Raw genomic sequence first — 21,805 nt, 5'->3', positions numbered from 1 at the left:
ACTCATGCTCTTATATCATTCACGGAACCTAACATGAACAAACGCTGGATTGCAGTCGCCATTGTATTAATGGCTGGCGGTTACTGGGGTAGCGCTCATTTATCAAAACCCAAAGCATCACTACCGACCTTAACGGCACAATTAGGCCAAATTGAAAAACAAGCCATCGCTGTGGGACAAATCGTTCCGGCTCACTCAGTCTCAATTAAATCGCAAATTGAAGGTATTGTTGGTGAGATATTCCACCATGTTGGTGCGCATGTGAATGCGGGAACACCATTAATTAAAATCACCCCTAACCCAACTCCGCAGGCACTGACCGAAGCAACCACGATGTTAATGCAAAGTGAAGCCAGTTTAGAGTCAGCAAAACAAAACGTTACCAATTTAGAACGTCTGGTTAAACAGAATATTATTCCTAAAAACTACGGCGACTACATTCAAGCTCAAGCCGATTTGAAATCAAAATTGGCCGATGTGGTACAAAAACGCCAAAACTTAGAATTAATCCGTAGCGGCGAGGCCTCAATTGGTGATGCTAAATTAACCTCAACCCTTACCGCTCCGATCGATGGCACTATTTTAAATTTAAAAGTAGAGGTGGGTGAGCCGATCATCTCTACGGCCTCTAGCCAAGCCGCGACCGAACTGATGTCGATTGCAGATATGAAGAATATGATTTTTAAAGGCAGCGTCAGTGAACACGATGCGGCACAACTCGCGGTTGGCATGCCTGTCACTGTGATACTCGCCCCCTTTCCAACCCTAAATATCGAGGGCGTGTTAAGCAAAGTCGCTGTGCAATCTGAAAAACTCAATAACACCAGTTCGAGCAATAACACGGGGTTTGATAATGGCTTTGAAGTCGAAATCAGCCAGCTCAACTTTCCAGAGGATATCACCCTTCGCTCCGGCTTTTCAGCCACCGCTCATATCATCTTAGAGAAAGTAGAGAATGTGGTGACGGTACCGGAGCGCGCATTATGCTTTCAAGGTAACCAAGCCGAAGTCTTAATTGCTGATGATTCAGAATATGGATTCACTGCACAGCCGGTAACATTAGGGTTATCCGATGGCATCAATGTGCAAATTATCTCTGGACTTGAAAACCAACAAACGATTGTTGATAACAGTATGCTGGGTCATTCTTATGCCAACTAATGCCTTGATCAATTTTACCCGTTATGGATTATTAGCGCTTGCGATCAGTCAGCCCGCTTTTGCTATTACGTTAGAACAAGCTTGGCAAGCGGCAAAAACCGCTGATCCAACCTACATGCAGGCGCAAATCCAATCACAAATTAGTCAAACTGACGTTGCCACTGCCACTAGCGTATTACGCCCATCGCTGAATATCACGGCGCAAACCAGTTGGAACCAAGATGGTGACAACCAAAGGGGTTATGGCGCCACATTAAGTCAAACCCTTTGGGATAGCTCTGCTTGGTCTGCGCTTGATCAGTCTCAAGCTCACTATGTCGCTACGCAACTGCGGGCAAAAGCGGAATACAATAGCCTCGCCGCACGTCTACTAACCGCTTATCTTGAATTGGCCAGCGCCCAAGGTGATCTCACTCTTGCTCAAGAGAAATGGCGAGAAGGCGCACAGTTACTACATGTAACCGAGCAACGCTATCTGGCCGGTAAAATTCGCGCCACAGAATTAGAAGATATGCGCGCTAACCATGTTGATGAACAAGCAGCTTTACTCGCCGCACAATCGGCTCTTGCTAGCAAACAATATGCGTTAACGGCACTCATTAATCAGCCAGTTGATAAAATCCATGAAATCAATACGCAGGTATCAGAGCAGCCCACTTTACCTTTTGCGACTGAACAACAATGGATTAAGCTTGCCAAAGACAACAGTCCGACCTTGTTAGCCAGCATACAAGAGTTAACTGCGGCTCAATTTGCACATGACGCCGCTAAAGCCAAATATTACCCGACGCTATCAGGTAGCGTGTCCTATCAAAGTACTGATCAAGGTCGTGATGGTGATTTGAATGCAGGGCTGACGCTCAGCGTGCCTATCGATTTAAATGGAGCGACACGTTCTAGTGTGGATCGCGCTCAACTCACTATCTTAAACAACAAGCAAGCGGTGAGAAAAGTCGAGATTGACATTCAACAAGAAATTCAAACTCGCTTTCATCAACTGCAATTGGAATGGCAACGGATTGAAATTGCCCAGCAACAAGTGTTGGCGCGACAAACCGCGCTGGAAAGTAAACAAGCGGTCTATAACGCCGGTATGACAGAAGCCTCTGAGGTGATCACCGCTCATAATGCGCTGTTTAATAGCAAACATACCTTACAAACCCGTCTGTACGACTACTGGTATCATCGTATTGCTTTGCTAAAAACAGTGGGCAAATTGGATGATGAGAATATCGCGTTAATCGCACGAGTGCTGCAGTAATGAACACCCTATTTCTGCAAGTTACCCAAACCTTATTGGCTCACCGCTTACGCAGCACATTAGCCATTATTGCCATTGTCTGGGGAATGCTGTCGGTACTGGTTTTGGTCGCTTTAGGTGAAGGTTTTTATCGAGTGAATACTCAATCCTTTGCGTTACTGATGAGTGATACTCAGATGGCTTTTCCCGGTCAAACCGCTAAGCCATGGCAAGGGCTTCCAGCCAAACGACCGATCCGGATCTCTAAGGAGCAAATGCATGCCTTAGCCAAACAACCAGCGATAGAACAACTTTCGGTGATGTACGGAAAATGGGATGCTACGGTTACCAACGCTCAAGGACGCTCACTACCAGGTTATGTCGCTGGAGTTGATCAGCATTATTTTGCTTTACAAAGCCTAACCTTACGTCCAGCTTCACGTGCGATAACCCCTAATGATGTATTCAATCATGCGAGAGTAGCGATCATCGGTTGGCAATTAGCCCAAGTCGGTCAATTGGCGCTAGGCGATAGCGTTAAGGTGAATGGCGTACCCTTTTTTATTATTGGTATCACTGAGCAAAAAGAAGGTGGAGTGTCGTTAAATAATGAGAGCAATCAACTAATGATTCCCAGCACCACCTTTACTGATTTATGGCAAAGTAACCCCTATTCTTTGTTAGTAAAACCCAAAGCGGATATTCCCGGCGTAGCTTTACGTCATACCATACAAACGTTTTTTGCCAAGCAACAGCATTATGACCCAACCGACAGCGAAGCGGTTTATTTGCCAGACTTCAGTAGTGGTGCTCAGTTTATTAATGCCCTGTTTCGCGGTATTCAGCTGTTTTTAGGTGCCAGCGGGATGATGACCCTCGCTGTCGGCGCTTTGGGTGTTGCCAATATTATGTTTTTGTCGGTAACCGAGCGAACGCGAGAGATTGGCGTGCGACTGGCCGTTGGCGCGACACCAAAAATTATCCTCTGGCAATTTATACTCGAAGGCACGTTATTGGTTACCCTCGGCTGCACGATAGGTGTTGGGCTCTCGTATTTGGCGATTGCCACGCTGAATCAGCTTGGTTTACCTGACTGGTTGGGTACGCCGATCATCACCAGTGCTTCGATCGTTGGATCGCTCCTTATCACCGCCTGTCTAGCGTTATGTGCCGCTTATTTTCCAGCTCGCCGCGCTGCACATTTAACGCCAGTTTTAGCTTTAAGTGCGAGAGGATAGCATGCTGCCAATCAGACAAATTATTCAGGAAATGCTGGCAGAAAAACAGCGTCTTTTATTAACCGTTCTTGCTGTTGCTTGGGGTACGCTGTGCATCAGTATGATGTTAGCGAGCGGTGAAGGCTTAAGACAAGGCTTAAGCCGTGCTTCGCAAAGCGGCAATGGTCAACTGATTTATATCACACCAGGCTACGCTAGTATCAACAGTGGTCGTTTCTTTACTGGGCAAGCTTTATCCTTACAAGCGCAAGATGTCGATGTGGTTCGTGCATTACCGAGCGTGCAACAGGCTGAGATTAGCGCCGTGTGGGATAAAACCGTCCGTTATCAGGAAAATAGCAGTTGGCAAACCCCGTATGCGGTTAGTCCTGATTATGCTCAACTGACAGGAATAGAAATGATGCCCGGGGGACGCTGGTTTAATCAATTAGATAATCAGCAACAACGTAAAGTCATCGTGCTGGGTTATACCACTGCAAGCCAGCTATTCAATCAAGAGAGCGACGAGGATTTTTTGCAATCGCCCGTGTTAACCATCAATCCAGTCGGCAAAATCGTTAAAGTCGGTGATGAAGATTTTACCGTGATTGGTGTAATAAAATCCAACGCTTCACTGATAGAGCAAGGCCTACCAATTGATTATGCATTGTTTGTCCCTTTGAGCACTTGGCAACGTTTTCATCCCAACCAACCGATTGCCGCAATTAACGTCAAGCCCATTGCGCAAGCGGATCGTGAACAGTTAGCTCAAGTGATCAAACAAGTGTTAGCCAGAAAATATTCTGCCGATCCGAGTGATGAGCAGTTAATTCAAAGCCAAGATATGCTACTCAGACAAAAAAGTATGCAACGCTTTTTACTCGGTCTGCAAAGTTTTTTAGGTGTGATTGGTCTTGTTACTCTGAGTGTCGCGGGCATTGGCATCGCCAATGTGATGTATGCGACCGTCAAACGCGCTACACGAGATATTGGCGTGAGAATGGCGGTTGGCGCCACCAGCGCCAACATTCGTCTTCATTACTTAGTTCAATCCATACTAACCATGGGGATGGGCGGTATCGTCGGACTGAGTTTCACCTACGGCCTTATACGCTTAGTCCAACACCTGCCACTACAAGGTAACTTTCTTTATGAACAGTTGGGAAAACCCCAGCCAGAGCTGTCGTGGCCCATTCTATTTTTGGTGATGACGGCATTAGTCATCATCGGCGTCGTTGCGGCTTGGTTTCCCGCTAATCGCGCAGCAAACATCACTCCATTAGAGGCATTACAAAGTGAATGATCAATCTCCTCTCGTGCAACTCGCCAATATCTGTAAACATTACCGAAGTGGTGAAGAACAAGTCAAAGCGCTGGATAATGTCTCACTGAATATCGATAAAGGCGAATACCTTGCTATTCTTGGTCCATCAGGTTCAGGAAAATCAACCCTAATGAATGTTCTCGGCTGTTTAGATACACCAACCAGCGGTGACTATATACTGGAAGATAAACGGGTATCATCGTTAACCAATCACCAGTTAGCCAAGATAAGAAATCAAAAAATTGGTTTTGTTTTTCAAAGTTTTAATTTACTTGATTATGCGAATGCGATTGATAATGTCGCCCTGCCACTGGTGTATAGCGGCACAACGCTAAAAGAGAGGCGTCAGCGTGCCGAGCATTTATTAGACAGCGTTGGCCTCGGCGATCGTCGTTATCATAAGCCGAATCAGCTCTCTGGTGGTCAAAAGCAGCGAGTGGCCATTGCCCGTGCGTTGGTCAATGATCCACAAATCATTTTGGCCGATGAACCCACGGGGGCACTGGATTCCAAATCGGGTGCTGAGATCGAAACGCTATTCAATCAGCTTCATCAAGCAGGTCGAACATTAATTATTGTCACTCATGATGTGGCACTGGCGCAGCGCACTCGGCGGATCATTACTATTAAGGATGGTAAAGTGTTATCGGATAAGCCTGTTCATCAAAGCGAATGACGCTGAAACTCACTACTCTAGAGAGAAGATAAGAAGGCTGAGAAACGGCCTTCTTATCTTTCTGAATCAATCATCATTTGATGTTGGCTAAGGTCAATAAAATTGACTCCAACTGATCCCATGGCATCAATTGTGAATCAATGACTTCTAAACGAGATTCAAAGCCTTGTAGGGTTAACTCGTTAACCGATAACACCCCGTTATTGGCATTAAAGGCATAACAGCCTTTGGTCGTGTTCAAAACCCCTTTGACCCGTTCAGCGGTTAAGGCGCTAAGCATCGAAAACAGCTCATCAAAATCAAACTGATATTCTGCACCAAATAACCAGCCACAACTGTAGTAGCCTTGACCACGATTTTCTTTACGTAGAAATGCTTGTCCCGGGGCTAAAGCAAACTGTGGCTCTAATTGCGCATGATGATGGTGATGAGCTTCGATATGGCTTGATGCACTTTCCGCACTACGCTCCATATCAAGCATCGAGAGCGATAAATTGCCCTGACTGACTAACTGATAAGCCGCTTTCGCTGGTTGCTGTCTGGCGAACCAAGTCTGGAACATCTCAACATCTGTTGGCGTTGCTTGGTCAACTTTATTGGCAACAATCACATCAGCACTGGCTAATTGATCATTAAAGTTTTGATTCATCAAATATTTATCATTACTTAAATGACGAGGGTCAACCAGTGCAATGGTCGCTTTGAGGTCAACATAAGGCTGATATTGGGCAGAGGTTAAAGTGGCGATAACTTGCTTGGGGTGCCCTAAGCCTGTCGGTTCGATCAATAAACGATCGGGCTTCTGCCTTAACAGGGTATTAATCCCCACAGACATCGGTACACCCGCCGTACAGCACATACACCCACCCGGGACTTCTTTAATTAATGCCCCTTGTTCGGACATTATCGCGCCATCAATACCTATCTCACCAAACTCATTAACCAGCACCGCCCACTTTTCATCCGCCGGTTTATGCTTCAATAAGTTTAAAATCGTGGTCGTTTTACCAACGCCAAGAAAGCCAGTAATAATATTGGTCGGTACTTTTTTTGTCATCGTGGTACTCCTTTTCGCGGAGTATATACAAAAAACAAAGAGGTGTAGACTGAAACGAGCTGAGGAGAAGCGCCTAAACAGCGAAAGGCGCACTGTATGAGCGCGCCTTAATCCTCGGAACTCAATCGTGAGTTGTGCGAATCAGGAAGGCTATAGTTGCAACCTGATCATAATCGAGGCTATTTGAATTGTAGGTTGAATCCATCCAAATTGTAGGTAAGGCTTGCGTTTCCTCCTGTTGAAATACTCTGTTTGCCTTACGCCTTAACTATCGCTCATTTTCAGAAAAACACCATTTTTTTATCGTCTTTTTTTCGGTTGAAATATGACTTTGCGATCCTGTTCAAAAATCATCATTAATGGCGATACAATAGCTATTTTTCCAATTCAATATTTCATTTTTAAAACTACAGTTAAAGGATTGGCTAAGTATAATTTACATTTTGTTACCTCTATAAGGCTGTTGTGTACATGCTTGTCCGCGAGAAATTCTCTCATCGATTGTTCAATAAAATACCTAAAGACAGCTTTAGCCAATTTCTTGCCAACGATAAGCTTTCATTATCGATCCTATTTCTATCTATGATCGTCGGGATACTCGCCGGACTGATCGCAACGTATTTCGAACTTGCCGTCCATTTCGTCTCTGAGTCACGCACCGAATGGTTAGTGGGTTCGATTACTTCACTGGTTCCTCTTTGGCTAGCCGCTTTTTTGATCAGCGCTGGACTAGCCTTAATCGGCTACTACCTCGTTCATCGATTCGCTCCTGAAGCCGCAGGCTCTGGTATACCAGAAATTGAAGGAGCAATGGATAACATTCGTCCAGTTCGCTGGTGGCGCGTTTTACCGGTTAAATTTATCGGCGGTATGGGCGCACTTGGCTCAGGTATGGTTTTGGGAAGAGAAGGTCCAACCGTACAAATGGGCGGTGCCGTTGGTCGAATGGTATCTGATGTTTTTCGAGTAAAAAACGATGATACGCGACACTCTTTACTTGCCGCTGGCGCTGCCGGCGGTCTTGCCGCCGCGTTTAATGCGCCTCTTGCGGGTATTATGTTCGTATTGGAAGAAATGCGACCACAATTTCGCTACAGCTTTATTTCTGTACGAAGTGTGATTATTGCTGCCGTCTCGGCTAATATTGTTTACCGAACGATCAACGGCCAACACGCGGTGATTACTCTGCCCCAATATCAAGCCCCAGAATTGAGATCCCTACTGTTTTTCCTATTACTTGGCATATTATTCGGTGCTTTCGGCGTGCTCTTCAATAAACTGATCACCTTGAGTCAAGACCTCTTTGTTCGCATTCACCATAACCTCCGTCATCGTTACCTTCTTACTGGCTCACTACTTGGAGGATGCTTTGGTTTAACTCTGCTCTACATCCCTGAACTTACCGGTGGAGGTATTGGCTTAATCCCCTCAGTAGCGATGGGAGAGTATACGACCGGTATATTACTGTTATTGTTTTTAGGAAGGATTGTCACGACTCTACTCTGCTTCGGTTCTGGTGCTCCCGGTGGCATTTTTGCTCCCATGTTGGCATTAGGGACATTGTTTGGCTACGCCTTTGGTTTAATTGTTCAAAGCTGGTTTCCAGAGCTCAATATCGAACCAGGCATGTTTGCGATCGCCGGCATGGGAGCTCTGTTTGCTGCCACGGTTAGAGCACCGATCACTGGTATTTTATTGGTGATAGAAATGACTAATAATTACTATTTAATCTTACCATTAATCATTACCAGTCTCGGCGCGGTCATTTTTGCTCAGCTTTTAGGCGGCAAACCTATTTACAGCCAGCTGCTGCACAGAACCATCAAAAAAGAGAAACTGCGCCAACAGGAGTTACCCAATGGTCATTAGCTATAAATGTGATCATTTTGTGATAATCATCTAGTGATTGATTACCCATGTTAGACATAACTTGCTAGAATCGCCGCTGTTTTTATGGCTCGTTATGTGTCTCAATGGAGTGAACATTGCACTGGAAAAAATTACTGCATGTACAAAGCGTACCCGCTTCACAAGCAGCCTTGGCATTGGGCATTATTGGTTTAGGTCAAGCTTGGACACTCTACTCACCAACCTGGGGAGCTCTTTTCCATCCCTACTTTGCGCTGTTTGGTAGTTTATTATTACTGCCCGTTTTAGGTAAATATCTCACTAGTTATTCTTCATTTATTAATGATCTCCGTCATCCTCTACACGGCAGTTTAATGGCTCCAATGAGTATGGCACTATTAATTTTATGTGATTATTTAGCGGTTATTTCTCCAAGTATTGCTTATCCAATATGGGCTCTAGCCCTACTGTTGCACATGACCATGATGGTCCTGTTTTTTCGCTTTCAACTCCTGAATTTTAAAATCTCCAATATTGTTCCCAGTTGGTTTCTCTACCCAGTCGGTCTGATTAGCAGTTCTCTTGCTGGGACACAATTTGGCCATACTGTTTTTTCTGAAACGCTGGTCAGTGTCTGTGTTGCTATCTATTTTGTGATGTTACCAGTGGTACTCTATCGCTTAGTCTTTGAAGGCATGCTGCCCAGACGGGCACGTCCAACCTTAGCGATCATGGCTGCGCCGATTAACCTTACTCTCGCCACCTATCTGGTCAATTTTGCTACCCCGGATCCGATCCTCACTGGTGCTTTAGCGGGTATTGCCATCACCATGACGCTATTAATTTATCTTTGTTATTTCAGACTATTGCGTTTAGCCTTTCAACCTTCAATTGCTGCGCTTACTTTTCCTTCGGTGATCAGCGCTATCGCGATGCATCGTTTAACCGATTATTTTTCAGAATTTTACCCACACTGGTACTGGCTACATCTGTTTGGTTTATTTGAACTTCTTGTCGCTACAGGACTCGTCGCTTGGGTTGTTTGGGGGTACTGGAAAATGTATTGGCCATCCCCTCCCGTCATCGTAAAGTAAATCATCACCGACCACGTCGATACTCAATATGGGCAAATAAACCATCATCGTTAACCATTGATAATTTATCATGATCGCTTGCCATAGACAGAACCATAAACCGCTCCTAAACTTAGAATAATTCAACAAAATAGGTGGCACGATAATGAGACAAACCAAACAATTAGCTCACCTAGTACTGTTGTTATTAACATTGATAGTAACAGTACCAACGTTTGCTCAATCTAACTTTCCTACCCAGCCACTGACTATGTTGATTGGTTTTAATCAAGGTGGCAGTACGGATATTCAAGGGCAAGTCCTCGCGAAAGTTCTTTCCGAAAAACTCGGCCAACCCGTTAATATTCTTTACCATCCTGGTGCTGGAGGAGCTTCAGCGGCAGCCATGCTGGCAAACAGTCGCGATCAAGGCTACACCTTTCAATTTGGACTTTCTCTGCCTTATACCTTCGCACCGCTAGCAACTCCGGCTTCTTACCAGTTAACCAGTTTTCGATACGTGGCTGGTATTACTCTTGATCAAATTGCTTTAGTCACCGGTCCTAATACTCCATTTGCTACATGGAGCGAGTTTATTACTTATGCCAAAGCTAATCCCGGCTTAGTTTATGCGTCGCAAAACATTCAAGATCGATTCGTGATCAATCGAATCATGCGGCGTGAAGGCATTACATTACGTATTATGCCAACGACCGGAGGAGCGGGTATGGCTCCATTAATCCTTTCTGGGGATGCCGACCTTGCCTTTAGTGGCGGCACACATAGCGCTTATACTGACTCAGGACTAATGCGAGTCCTTGCCAGTTTGGCGGATGAAAGGCTTGCCCATTATCCACAAGTACCTAACTTAAGAGAACTCGGTTACGACGTAAGTATGCATGCGATCCGTGTGATTACCGTTCCAGCTAATACTCCTGACTATCAAGTCGATATTTTAGCCAAAGCGCTTCAATCAGTGACTCAAGACGCACGATTTAAAAAAGTCACAGAAGAGACAATAAAAATGCCCGTTATATTTATGAATGAATCCGCATTAATTGAATTATTCAACGCCCAAGTAAAAGAGTACAAACAATTAATTGCAGAGTCTCAATGAATAGTGCAATAGTTAGAATTATAAAATAATAAAATTTTCGGAGAGACACATTAATGCCTTCAAGCTCAGAAATAGGAAAAAAAAGCAAAAAAAATAGGTGGGAACTCAAATTCACTACCCGAATTACTTTGCTATTTGGTTTTCTAAGCTTGTTTACCCTTCTTATTTCCATGTTTTATTCAATACGTACTGCAGAAATCAGTTTGCATTCAGAAATTGAAAATAGTTTAGCGCAGCGACAAAGAACCGTACAAAGTTTAATAGAAAATCGTCTAGATTTATTAGAGGTTTATTTACACACGACTGCATCTAATCAAGTGTTCACTTCATTAACTGGTGAGAACTTTGAGTTTAATAACATTGCTGAAGATATGATCTATATGTTTCAAGATTCAGCATTAGGAGCAAACCTTGATATTTTCTTTTTAACCGATTCCTCGGGCAAGGTTTTAATGGATGCAGGACTCCCTTTATACAATATTGAACCAATGTTAAATTCACTACGCTCTCCTCTACATTACACAAGTGAATGGGCATTAGTGCATAGTCCAAATTTAACCGCCTTACTGAAAGCGACTCCAATTTTTGACCCTGCAAGCATTCAATTACGAGGCTATATGTTTATTGGTTTGGCGATTGGTCAAAACCGAAGTTTTATTCAGACTCTCGCTGAACGGGCCGATTTAGATGCTCTTTCTATTCATTATCAGCAAGCAAGACTGATTCAACATAGTCCAAGTATCGCGCTTCCTGCACATTCTAGTGAAGAAACAACTTCATCACAGATGCGTGCTTATGAAAATCTATATCTATTAAATGCAACCCTGAACATTAACAATAAAGCATATCCCTTAAACTTAAAAATGGGTATCGATAAGCAGAGATTTACTTCTGTTTCTGAACATTATTGGCAAACATTCTTTTTATTATCTGGTGTTTTTTTACTGCTGCTGATTCTTGCCGCTTGGCTTTTACATCTAAGTCATAGCCGAGCGATAAGCCAATTGACCGACTATATTCAAGGTATTCAAAAAGGACTAAGAGTATCATTTTCTCCTACTGGAATATATGAATACAATCAAGTGGGAGATGCGATGCAGCATATGGTGGAAAATCTAAAAATTGCCGCCACGGTATTTGAGTCAGCCGAAGGTATGGTTGTGACCGATGAAAAAAAACACATTCTTAGAGTGAACCAAGCATTTACTGATATTACCGGTTACCAACCAAAAGATGTACTAGGCCATCATATAAAAGTCATTCGCTCGGGTCGTCATAATCAAAGATTTTACGATGAACTTGAATTGCAATTAAAAACGCAAGGTTCATGGCAAGGTGAAATCTTTAATAAACGTAAAAATGGAGAAGAGTATCTACAGTGGACAATGATCACTGCCGTCATCAGTGATCATGAAGATGAAATAATTAATTATGTGATCACGTTAATTGATATCACTCAACGTAAAGCCGCAGAAAGCAAAATAAAACAGCTCGCCTTCTATGACCAATTAACTGGATTACCTAACCGTCAATTATTAATGGAGCGCTTAGAATCAGCTCGACTAAATAGCCAAAGAAATGGCCAGTACGGTGCAATTTTATATTTAGACTTGGATGATTTTAAAACTTTAAATGATACTCGAGGCCATGATACTGGCGATAAATTTTTAACCTTAGTCAGTCAACGATTACTTGATTGTGTACGTAGAACGGACACCGTTGCTCGAATCGGTGGCGATGAGTTTGTGATTATTCTTGAACAACTGGATTCGGATTTAGACATCGCCTCTAAACGTGCTGATTTATTGTGCAGAAAGATTCTTGATACATTATCCAAGCCTTATTACATTGATAATGTTGAACATTTTAGTACATTAAGTATCGGCGTTACCCTTTTCCTCGGTGAGACCAAAGGGATTGATGAATTACTTAAGCATGCCGACTTAGCCATGTACCAGGCTAAAGGAGCGGGTCGCAATACACATCGATTCTTTAATCCAGAAATGCAAGCCAAAGTGTTAGAGCATGCAGCCATGGCTAATGATATTCGCCACGCCTTAACTCGTAATGAATTCACTTTATACTATCAACCACAAGTCACCCATGATGGTCAACTTACTGGCGCTGAAGCCCTTATTCGTTGGCAACATCCTAAACAGGGGACAATTTCACCAATAGAGTTTATTCCTATTGCTGAAGAAACCGGGTTAATTCTTCCTTTAGGCGAGTGGGTATTAGATCAAGCTTGCCAAGTCCTTGCTGTATGGCAAAACTCACCACTCACTGACTCGCTGGTTCTCGCCATTAATATCAGTGCCAAGCAATTCCATCAAACTGGTTTTGTTCAGCAAGTTCTAGAAGCGTTGCAACGTTATAGAGCGAATCCTGCTCGTCTTAAGCTGGAACTCACAGAAAGTATGCTTCATGAAGATCTTGAAGATACCATCACAAAAATGTCGCAACTAAAAAAATATGGGGTGAGTTTTTCTCTCGATGATTTCGGAACGGGTTACTCATCACTCAACTACTTAAAACGATTACCTTTAGATCAACTCAAAATTGATAAATCTTTTGTGCGTGATTTACTCACCAATAGTCATGATGCGGATATTGCTCGTACGATTGTCTCATTGGCGAAAAGCATGAACTTAGCGGTGATTGCTGAAGGCGTCGAAACACAAGAACAAAGACTGGCTCTCGCTAGCTACGGTTGTTTGGATTTCCAAGGCTATTTATTTTCTCGTCCTGTCCCTCTCGAAGCCTTCCCATTTAATTATCCTGATGGTATTCCGACAACAGCCAAAACAAATTAACGCAACTCTGTGGTTAATATTATCAGAAACCGGCTTTGATAGATTTGGATACTGGGTAGACAGACGTCAAAGATAAACTGGAGGCTTTCTTGCAAATGGTAAACGGTTATGAGATGAAAAACATTTATTAAACATAAAGACAAAAAAACAGCGCATCTAAGCGCTTTATTTGATAACTTCTGACGGATTTTAGTAAGCTTGGAGCGTGCGGCGGGAATCGAACCCGCATCATCAGCTTGGAAGGCTGAGGTAATAGCCATTATACGACGCACGCTTTGTTTGGTCTGGCTTGCTTACGGGGTGTATATTGCCACAGTTATAAGAAAAGAAAAGCCTTTTTTAAGAATTTCAGTTTGTTTGCTTGTAAAATAAACAAATCAATATCAATGGGTTAAGTTTTAATCTTGTCAGGTCAAATGAGAGGCATTTTTTCTCCCGAAATGTCAATTTTGTTCGCCTAATCAGCCCTATTCCATCATCCACAGAAATAGTTCATGCTTCTACTAAACCACTATCAATTATTTTCTTCAATCGAATGTGAAAAGTGATTCCAATCACACCGATATTGGTTATAATCCGCGCGCTTTGTGATTTGTGTTGATAATTGCAAACTAATTTTTAACTAATGCCGTTGGCATTTTCCTGAACTGACCTTTGAGTATCCCAACTAATGAGCAAGATTGATAAAGCGCTACGTATTCTTCTAGCTGGTTTTTGTATCAACCTTTGTCTTGGCATCCTATATGCTTGGAGCGTATTTAATAAAGCGCTCGTCAATGATTTTGGCTGGAGTGCAGCCGATGCTTCGTCCCCTTATGCACTTGCCACTATCGCTTTCTCGGTTTCATTGCTGATCGCTGGTGTCTTACAAGATAAGATGGGACCCCGTAATATTCTTATTCTTGGTACCTCGTTAACCGGATTAGGCATGATTGCCTCCGGATTTGTTTCATCGGTTGCTATGCTCAATATCACTTTTGGGATCATCACTGGTGCCGGCATTGGCTTTGGTTATGCTTGTCTATCACCATCGGCCATGAAGTGGTTTCATCCTTCAAAGAAAGGGATGGTTAATGGATTAATTGCTGCTGGATTTGGCTTAGCCGCTATTTATCTTGCTCCTTTAACCTCAGCACTGATCACTCATTATGGTATTCAAACTAGCTTTATTTTACTGGGTATTGGTGTACTGGTCATTGCAGTACCGTTAGCATGCACCATCAATAATCCGCCAAGTGATTACGTGCCCGCTGAACCAACATTAAAAGCTGGTCAGCAAGCGAAAAAAGTTTCTATCAATAATGATATGACATGGCGAGCCATGCTAAGAACTCCACAGTTTTACGCCTTATGGGTCATGTATGCCTTAGCCGCATCGGTCGGCTTAATGATTATTGGTAATATAACCAATATCGCCAGCGTACAAGCAAGCTTACCTAATGCTGTTTATCTTGCCTCTATTTTAGCGATTTTCAACTCAGGTGGGCGCATTGCTGCAGGTGTATTGTCCGACAAAATCGGCGGCGTAAAAACTCTACTGATCGCCTTTTTACTGCAAGGAGCCAATATGATGTTGTTTGCTCAATTTGACTCTGAATGGACACTGATCATCGGTACTGCCATCGCCGCTGTCGGTTACGGTACGTTACTTGCTGTCTTCCCATCGATCACTGCTGAATTTTATGGCTTGAAAAATTACGGCACCAACTATGGCGTTCTTTATACCTCATGGGGTATTGGTGGCGCAATTGGCGCAGCCGTGGTCGGCTACTCGATGACCTATGGTGGCGGTTATCAGCTGGCTTACAGTATCTCAGCCGCGATGATGGCACTGTGTATTTTGCTGGCTTTAGTAACCAAACCCATTACTCGCCCAGAAGTATTAGAGTTGAAAACCGCTTAATCTTGCGGATCAACATTTTCCCCTAAAAAAATGCGCTGCTCTAAAAAGGCAGCGCGTTTTTATATACTTGGACACTCTAAAACCAAGGTTTACGACTCAGAATATAGGTCTGCTCGAACTCTTCATCGGACCTCGTCACATAAATAAGAAACTCAACAAAAGCGATAATCCCAATGATCGCTGAAGGGATACCAAGTAACAAAAAGCCTAACAGAAAGGCAAACAACATGATCAACCCCTGTTTGATATACCCTAAGTAAAACTTATGTACCCCTAGCGAGCCGAAGAAAAACGCCAGTAAAGCGGCCACAATTTTCTTCGATGATTTACTACTCGGTAATGGATAAATCGCTGTGGCTTGACCATCCTGAACAAAAAAATCAACAGTAAGACCAATTTTTGGTCCTTGTTCGCCTTTCCACTCGTATATTGTCAGTGGATATCGATTACCGTCCTCACCGGAAATAAGCCCAGTGTGGTCGAACTGATTGAAATCAATAACAGTGCCTTTCATTTTTACTTATACCTCAGATAATGAATGTTGCCATCTCTGCACATTCCCAAAACAGGGTATATACTAACCATGAATAGCCAGTAACTCCCAACTCACGTAAACAACCGGAGGTGTGAGATGAACATTAGAGATAACATTGATGCTTTAGAGCAACAAATTTATGTTGCGTGTTCAGAAGGTGATTTCCAAACGGTCAACCACCTTGAAAAACAGTTAGAGCAACTTCGAGGGAAAATGGAGCATCCTTTCGATGAAGACCCTTATGCACTCGAAGGAAGAACGTTTATTGACGATGATTGGCGATAAATAACGCAAGGGAGTCATTGGCTCCCTTGCTATATCACACTAAAAAAAGCGGATTCGACTGCGTCCACTTTCGTTATCCAGTTGATCATCAACGACTGATGTATCGACACCTTTTTTGCTTGTCTTATTCTTAATCTTATTTTTTGCTTTCTTTTGGTCAGTTTGACGGTTTGAGCTCTGAGTGAGCTTAGATTGCGTATTTTTAGCTTTAGGTGCCGAAGGCGTGGCTTTTTTCTTAGTTGGCGCTTTTTCTGCACTTAATGGACGTTCAATCGTTTCCGTCACTGGCGCATCACAGATCACCAGATAATATTCTTGATTGAACTCAATCAAATCACCATCGTACAATTTACGACGTTTGCGCGCTTCTAGTTCGCCATTCACCGCAACGTAGCCTTCAGCGATGACATGCTTCGCTTCTCCACCACCGCTCACTGCATTCGCTAATTTGAGTACTTTGTATAATTCAATCGGCTGATTATCGACTTCTACGCCAATCGCTTCAATTTCTACTTCTTGCTGGTCGTCAACACTCTGACTCATGATCATTTCTCATTCAATATTTCGCGCTAGTGTATACCGAATACACTCACAGACAAGACCAGAAACAGGGCTTGTCATACCTATCTTAGCCAACAAGACTGTCGATTAGGCGGTATCATGACTTATTTTAGGGTTTCATCGCCATTTCTTTAGCAATTAAACGTAATAAAAAGGTTTCTCTTTCAATGCTCATGCCTTTTTTATCACTGCTGGCAATTGTCTGCTCATTATGAGCAATCGCTTGATGGATATTCACCCACATCGGCCGCATGCCATTTTTTATTTCATAATCTTCAAAACGAGTATCACCTAACTGACGATCAGCTTTACAAGTATAACAGTAGGAGATCATATGCATCACATCCGCATCATCTCGATACCAAGGACGAAATTCTTCATAAATACCATAAGGTTGAATATGGTGAATATTGTTAGCACCCGTCTCCTCTTCGAGCTCACGGACTAAGCCTTGAATAATATCTTCATGCTCATCAATGCCCCCACCAGGTAAGGTGTAATCATGATAACGCTCAGTATAGAGCAGCAAAATATCATCGCCATCGGTAACGATCGCTCGTGCAGCTTGGCGTTGGACAATAGTGTGTTGACTGAGTTCCGTCACCTCGGGATGCGTCGCGGTGTGTAAATGTTTCATAAACTACCTTATTATTTCTTAATGACCGATTTTATCATGATCCTTAACGCGGCGTGAGACTCGCTCTGTGTTTTTCTGAATAGATAGAAACGACAACGATTATCATTGCCGAATGATTCATTTACCGCTAAGGTAATAGAGAAAATGATTCCCTACTTTGATGAATAAATATGGCAACTCAAGAAAAACAACGTGACTTCTATCGGGTTACAGTCACCGAGACCAAGCGTCTTTCTCCGAACATTCAACGTATTACGCTACAAGGCGACACGATTGCCCATTTTGGTGAACAAAGTGTTGGCGGCTACTTTAAATTGGTTTTTACCCCACAAGGTGATCCTGATCTCTCGAGTTTAACCCCAACCGAGCGACCGATTTTACGCACTTATACGATTCGTGAATTCAACCCTCATAGCAATCAAATGACGGTCGATTTCGTCCGACATATTACCGAGGATCTATCCTGTGGCTTTGCCGCTCGCTGGGCAGAAAACGCAAAAGTGGGAGATGAAGTATTCATCGCCGGACCAGGTAAAAGCCAGGGCCCGAATTGGGCAGCCGACTGGGTCTGTCTAGCTGCTGATATGACAGCACTTCCTGCTCTAGCAACAACACTAACGAGCTTAGACCCAAAAACTCAAGGCTATGCCGTAATTGAAATTTCTCATCCTGACGATCAACAACCTTTAGTTGCTCCACCAGGAGTCAAAATCATCTGGGCTCATACTGTTCAGGGGGAAACACTAACTCAGACAGTAAAAGCTCAACCTTGGTTGGCGGGACTTTGCACCGTTTGGTGTGCTTGTGAATTTGAATCAATGCGTGAACTTCGTCAATATTTTCGCAATGACAAGCAAGTGGAACGCGATCATATATACATCAGCAGCTATTGGAAAAATGGCGTGACGGAAGATGGACATAAAGTGCTAAAACGAGAAGACGCAGAAGCCAATAGTTGAGGCTAACTGACTTCTGCCTATCATTGGTTTAGGCTTAATTAAAACGCGGCTTGATACTCTACTTATATCCCGTCGCGTTTTATCATTTTTAATCGTCGTAGCATGGTTCCTGCATCGTCAACAAAGATTCAATCACAATGGCATCGTGACGCCAATAACTTATCTCCGTATCGATTAATCTACCTTGTGCATCATACCTCACTCGCTCAATAACCATCGCTGGCGTTCCTTGCGTTGTACGCAACGCTTGTGCCATCTCCCCCAACAGAGATCGACTGGTAATACGATAGCGTATCGTTGCACACTCGGTAAAAAAGTGTTGCTGATAAAGCAAGGTCAGTGATTGGCTTAACTCTAAAGTCAGTAAATTCGGAAAACGCTCTGGGCTTAGATAATTGGTCACAAAAGCAACAGGCCTCTGCTCTAAGCAACGGACACGCTCAAGATGATACACTTCTGAAAAAGGCTTGAGCTGCAATAAACGACTGGCCTGCGGATTGGCTAAACTACTTTTAGCCGTGAGCAATTGAACCGTTGGAACACGTTGCTGAGTTTTTGCCAATTGTTCAAACGTTAGATTTTGCGTTGGGTCATAACGCAGTGGCGAAGGAGAAATAAACCAACCACGGCGATCTTCTCGATAAATCCGCCCCTCGGCTTCAAGTAAAGAGAGTGCCTCACGCAACGTTACCCTTGTGGTTGAGAATGATTCAGCCAGCTTACGTTCCGAAGGCAGTTTTTGTCTGGCGGATAACTGACCAGAGCTTATCTGTTCGATGATAATGTCTTTAATCGCTAAATACTGCACGATAGTCCTTGATTGAAATGATAGTGCTGATATGCATATCGACCGCGCTAAATGTAGAGTCTAACCATACCTGACATGTCGATAGTAGCGCAAAAATGTAAAACTATGGGCATATAGATTGTATTTTCTCTCCATTCGGTTTATGTTCTATAACACAATAGGTGCCAAGCGGTACCATTAAATCAGTTTCTATGCCGCCCTGATACGTTCAGGGCGGTATTTCTTTTTGGAGAAAATAAAATGCCAAACAATAATAACGCGATTATCGTGTCCACTCTGGATATGGATCGAATTAGCGCACTGATGGACAAACTACCTAAGTTGTCTAAAGAATTAGAACGTCTAGAAAATGAACTCGACAGAGCCACTGTTTTAAACCCGGAAGAGATCCCTGCGGATGTCGTCACTATGAACTCTACCGTAAAATTTAAGTTTCAAGGCAGCGACGATGTGATGCAAAAAACCTTGGTGTACCCTCATGATGTGAAGGGTAATGATGATATTTCTATCTTCGCTCCCGTTGGTAGCGCACTACTTGGACTTTCTAAAGGCCAACAACTGACTTGGCCAATGCCAAATGGCGTTGAGCGGACCATCGAAATCATCGATATTATCGATCAACCTGAGCGCAACGGCGAATATAACCGCTAAACGCTTTGACCTGATGCAAAGGCTAACTTTGCATCAGGTTTTACCTACCCCAATTAAGCCAGCAAAATCGTTTTTAATTCGTGTAATGAAGCCACTTCATAGTGCGCGTCGATACCACTTGGTTTTGGATGTTGATGAGTATTCAACCAGCATGTCTCAAGTCCAAAGTTCAATCCACCTAAAATATCAGAGTGTGGATTATCCCCCACCATTAATACTTTTTCCTTAGCTGGGTGGCCCATCATTTCCATGGCATAGGCAAAAATGCCCGCATCCGGTTTAGCAATACCAATCTGTTCTGAAATCACGATATGCTCGAAATAGTGCTTCATGCCGGTTTTGGTTAATCGAACATCTTGTAGCTCGGTAAATCCATTCGTGATGATGCCAAGCTTTGCTTTACCACGTAATGCCTCCAATAATTCTCGGGCCCCTGGTAACAAAGTACAGATGTCCGCCATCGCGGTCAAAAATGCGCTATTTAATTCAGCCGGCGTGGTATCCAATTTTGTTGCCCAGAGTTCGAATCGCGTGTGCTTTAGCTGTTCTGCCGTAATATCACCATTTTGGTAGTCCACCCATAAAGGCTTATTAACCTCTTGATATTCCATAAAATCTTGCTCAGTGAAATCCACGCCTTTACGGGAGAACATCAACTGCATTCCTTTAAAAGAATCAAAATGGAATAAGGTTTCATCCGCATCAAACAAAATCCAATCGTACTTCATCATTTACTCCTCAAATTTGCTGAGCAAGTGTAGATTGTTTTTAATAAGATGTTAATCTCATATTAGATCCGTTAACTGATTAAGGAGCAGAGTGATGAAAAAGATTGCTGTGATATTAAGTGGATGCGGGGTTTTCGATGGCGCTGAAATTCATGAGTCGGTACTTGCCCTTTATGCGATTGAAAAACAAGGTGCGCAATGGGCCTGTTTTGCACCGAATGTTGAGCAAACGCAAGTAGTTAACCATCTCACTGGTGAGATCATGTCTGAAACTCGGAACGTACTGGTTGAATCAGCAAGATTGACTCGTGGTAAAGTACAAGATATTGCGGAGCTCAATGTTCAAGATTTTGATGCATTACTGCTCCCAGGTGGATTCGGCGTCGCCAAAAACCTCAGCGATTTTGCAACCAAAGGAGCCAACTGCACGCTCAATGAGCAAGTCGCTAAGGTCTGCCATGCCTTTGCTCAAAGTGGTAAACCCGCCGGTTATTTATGCATCTCTCCTGCACTCATCCCGCTTATTTATCCAACCGGAGTAGAAGGCACCATTGGCCATGACCAACAAACGGCCAATGCATTTAATCAAATGGGCGGAGAACACGTGAATTGTCCCGTTGATGATTATGTTTACGATCAACGTCATAACGTTCTCTCGACTCCAGCTTATATGCTGGCCGAAAATCTATCACAAGCAGCACTCGGCATTGATCGATTAATTAAACGTTTAATTCAGTTGGCCTAAAGCGAGTCACTTTTATTCGAGACTAATAACATTAAATTACTATGCTTGATATACCGCTGAAGATATCCCTTTTCGGCGGTATTTTTTATTGCTGATTTGACTGTATATCGAAACTACTCTGATTTTTAGCAATATGCAGCGCCAGTGACAAATTTGTCTGGTGTAAATGCTCACCACCGTAGATTGATAGTTGGTGAGAGCGAGGATATCTCTCACTATCATTTGGTATACGGACGTAGACAAACCTACAGCAGCTCCCCCCCTTTCTACTTGAAGCTGCAGCGGTGTTGGCTACGTTCGTTCACCTCAATCACATAGTCTGCCTATGCTCATGGGGACTCACTCACTTGCTGCCTTCCTGCAACTCCAAGTGGTTTGGGTATATAAATAGTAAGCAATAATTTGAGCTATTATATTTATTACACATTAATTAGACTCTCTGAGCCTACGGATCAACAACACATAAT

20 protein-coding genes and 1 tRNA gene are annotated in these 21,805 nt (G+C 43.2%); 14 read left to right on the top strand and 7 right to left on the bottom strand.

Annotated features, from left to right (window positions below):
• Positions 1-33: 33 nt before the first annotated feature.
• Genes CAG58_RS03445 through CAG58_RS03425 form a run of 5 tightly spaced genes read left to right on the top strand, consistent with a single transcriptional unit; the run spans position 34 to position 5,618 of the window.
• The gene (locus CAG58_RS03445; protein WP_161426601.1) at positions 34-1,161 is read left to right on the top strand and encodes an efflux RND transporter periplasmic adaptor subunit; all 1,128 of its coding nucleotides are present in this window, start codon (positions 34-36) and stop codon (positions 1,159-1,161) included.
• Positions 1,151-2,422, top strand: coding sequence for a TolC family protein (locus CAG58_RS03440; protein ID WP_161426602.1), 1,272 nt, complete (start codon positions 1,151-1,153; stop codon positions 2,420-2,422). The genes CAG58_RS03445 and CAG58_RS03440 overlap by 11 nt, the downstream gene beginning before the upstream one ends.
• Positions 2,422-3,639 carry an ABC transporter permease gene (locus CAG58_RS03435; protein ID WP_161426603.1) on the top strand — a complete coding sequence of 406 codons (1,218 nt, stop codon included), beginning with the start codon at positions 2,422-2,424 and terminating at the stop codon, positions 3,637-3,639. The genes CAG58_RS03440 and CAG58_RS03435 overlap by 1 nt, the downstream gene beginning before the upstream one ends.
• A 1-nt stretch (position 3,640) precedes the next feature.
• Positions 3,641-4,921: an ABC transporter permease gene (locus CAG58_RS03430; RefSeq protein ID WP_004396458.1), complete on the top strand. Its 1,281-nt coding sequence runs from the start codon at positions 3,641-3,643 to the stop codon at positions 4,919-4,921.
• Positions 4,914-5,618 (top strand): ABC transporter ATP-binding protein, encoded by a 705-nt coding sequence (locus CAG58_RS03425; RefSeq protein ID WP_004396460.1) that lies wholly within the window; start codon positions 4,914-4,916, stop codon positions 5,616-5,618. Before CAG58_RS03430 ends, CAG58_RS03425 begins: the two co-directional genes overlap by 8 nt.
• Before the next feature lie 73 nt (positions 5,619-5,691).
• Here CAG58_RS03425 and CAG58_RS03420 read toward each other — a convergent pair whose 3' ends face one another.
• Positions 5,692-6,675 carry a CobW family GTP-binding protein gene (locus CAG58_RS03420; protein WP_158137302.1) on the bottom strand — a complete coding sequence of 328 codons (984 nt, stop codon included), beginning with the start codon at positions 6,673-6,675 and terminating at the stop codon, positions 5,692-5,694.
• 471 nt (positions 6,676-7,146) lie between these two features.
• On the opposite strand from CAG58_RS03420, the gene clcA reads away from it, so the two are divergent.
• The 4 genes from clcA (at position 7,147) to CAG58_RS03400 (ending at position 13,526) form a co-directional block, all read left to right on the top strand.
• Positions 7,147-8,544: a H(+)/Cl(-) exchange transporter ClcA gene (gene clcA, locus CAG58_RS03415; protein WP_154171106.1), complete on the top strand. Its 1,398-nt coding sequence runs from the start codon at positions 7,147-7,149 to the stop codon at positions 8,542-8,544.
• A 116-nt stretch (positions 8,545-8,660) separates the two neighbouring features.
• Positions 8,661-9,617 carry a TDT family transporter gene (locus tag CAG58_RS03410; RefSeq protein WP_004396481.1) on the top strand — a complete coding sequence of 319 codons (957 nt, stop codon included), beginning with the start codon at positions 8,661-8,663 and terminating at the stop codon, positions 9,615-9,617.
• Positions 9,618-9,762: 145 nt separating this feature from the next.
• On the top strand, positions 9,763-10,713 hold the full coding sequence (locus CAG58_RS03405; protein WP_158145045.1) for a tripartite tricarboxylate transporter substrate binding protein: 951 nt from the start codon (positions 9,763-9,765) through the stop codon (positions 10,711-10,713).
• 203 nt (positions 10,714-10,916) lie between these two features.
• Entirely contained in the window at positions 10,917-13,526 is a 2,610-nt protein-coding gene (locus CAG58_RS03400; protein ID WP_161429779.1) for an EAL domain-containing protein, read from the top strand.
• A 199-nt stretch (positions 13,527-13,725) separates the two neighbouring features.
• On the opposite strand, the gene CAG58_RS03395 is transcribed toward CAG58_RS03400, so the two are convergent.
• Positions 13,726-13,800 (bottom strand) — tRNA-Gly (locus CAG58_RS03395).
• Between the two features lie 396 nt (positions 13,801-14,196).
• Here CAG58_RS03395 and CAG58_RS03390 point away from each other — a divergent pair.
• Positions 14,197-15,429, top strand: coding sequence for an L-lactate MFS transporter (locus tag CAG58_RS03390; protein ID WP_161425400.1), 1,233 nt, complete (start codon positions 14,197-14,199; stop codon positions 15,427-15,429).
• 76 nt (positions 15,430-15,505) lie between these two features.
• Here CAG58_RS03390 and CAG58_RS03385 read toward each other — a convergent pair whose 3' ends face one another.
• Positions 15,506-15,943, bottom strand: coding sequence for a TM2 domain-containing protein (locus tag CAG58_RS03385; RefSeq protein ID WP_154171112.1), 438 nt, complete (start codon positions 15,941-15,943; stop codon positions 15,506-15,508).
• A 117-nt stretch (positions 15,944-16,060) separates the two neighbouring features.
• On the opposite strand from CAG58_RS03385, the gene CAG58_RS03380 reads away from it, so the two are divergent.
• Entirely contained in the window at positions 16,061-16,249 is a 189-nt protein-coding gene (locus tag CAG58_RS03380; RefSeq protein ID WP_004396488.1) for a hypothetical protein, read from the top strand.
• 39 nt (positions 16,250-16,288) lie between these two features.
• Here CAG58_RS03380 and CAG58_RS03375 read toward each other — a convergent pair whose 3' ends face one another.
• Entirely contained in the window at positions 16,289-16,792 is a 504-nt protein-coding gene (locus tag CAG58_RS03375) for an RNA-binding S4 domain-containing protein (RefSeq protein WP_161425399.1), read from the bottom strand.
• A 127-nt stretch (positions 16,793-16,919) separates the two neighbouring features.
• Positions 16,920-17,447 (bottom strand): NUDIX hydrolase, encoded by a 528-nt coding sequence (locus tag CAG58_RS03370; protein WP_004396491.1) that lies wholly within the window; start codon positions 17,445-17,447, stop codon positions 16,920-16,922.
• A gap of 170 nt (positions 17,448-17,617) precedes the next feature.
• Between CAG58_RS03370 and CAG58_RS03365 the strand changes: the two genes are divergently transcribed.
• Positions 17,618-18,406: a siderophore-interacting protein gene (locus tag CAG58_RS03365; RefSeq protein ID WP_154171113.1), complete on the top strand. Its 789-nt coding sequence runs from the start codon at positions 17,618-17,620 to the stop codon at positions 18,404-18,406.
• Positions 18,407-18,494: 88 nt separating this feature from the next.
• Here the strand turns inward: CAG58_RS03365 and phnR are convergent, their stop codons facing one another.
• Entirely contained in the window at positions 18,495-19,214 is a 720-nt protein-coding gene (phnR, locus tag CAG58_RS03360; protein ID WP_161425398.1) for a phosphonate utilization transcriptional regulator PhnR, read from the bottom strand.
• Between the two features lie 240 nt (positions 19,215-19,454).
• Between phnR and rnk the strand changes: the two genes are divergently transcribed.
• Positions 19,455-19,865: a nucleoside diphosphate kinase regulator gene (rnk, locus tag CAG58_RS03355; RefSeq protein WP_004396497.1), complete on the top strand. Its 411-nt coding sequence runs from the start codon at positions 19,455-19,457 to the stop codon at positions 19,863-19,865.
• Between the two features lie 53 nt (positions 19,866-19,918).
• Here rnk and yjjG read toward each other — a convergent pair whose 3' ends face one another.
• Complete coding sequence (gene yjjG / locus CAG58_RS03350; protein WP_004396500.1) at positions 19,919-20,593, bottom strand: pyrimidine 5'-nucleotidase; 675 nt, start codon at positions 20,591-20,593, stop codon at positions 19,919-19,921.
• A 94-nt stretch (positions 20,594-20,687) separates the two neighbouring features.
• Here yjjG and elbB point away from each other — a divergent pair, with 94 nt between their 5' ends.
• Positions 20,688-21,338, top strand: coding sequence for an isoprenoid biosynthesis glyoxalase ElbB (gene elbB / locus CAG58_RS03345; RefSeq protein WP_161425397.1), 651 nt, complete (start codon positions 20,688-20,690; stop codon positions 21,336-21,338).
• Positions 21,339-21,805: the final 467 nt, after the last annotated feature.

The sequence above is a fragment of the Vibrio sp. V31_P5A7T61 genome, from assembly GCF_009904895.1.
GTDB classification, from domain to species: Bacteria; Pseudomonadota; Gammaproteobacteria; order Enterobacterales; family Vibrionaceae; genus Vibrio; species Vibrio metschnikovii.
The sequence above is the reverse complement of the archived record's forward strand: the minus strand, read 5'-3'. Positions and strand labels throughout refer to the sequence as shown.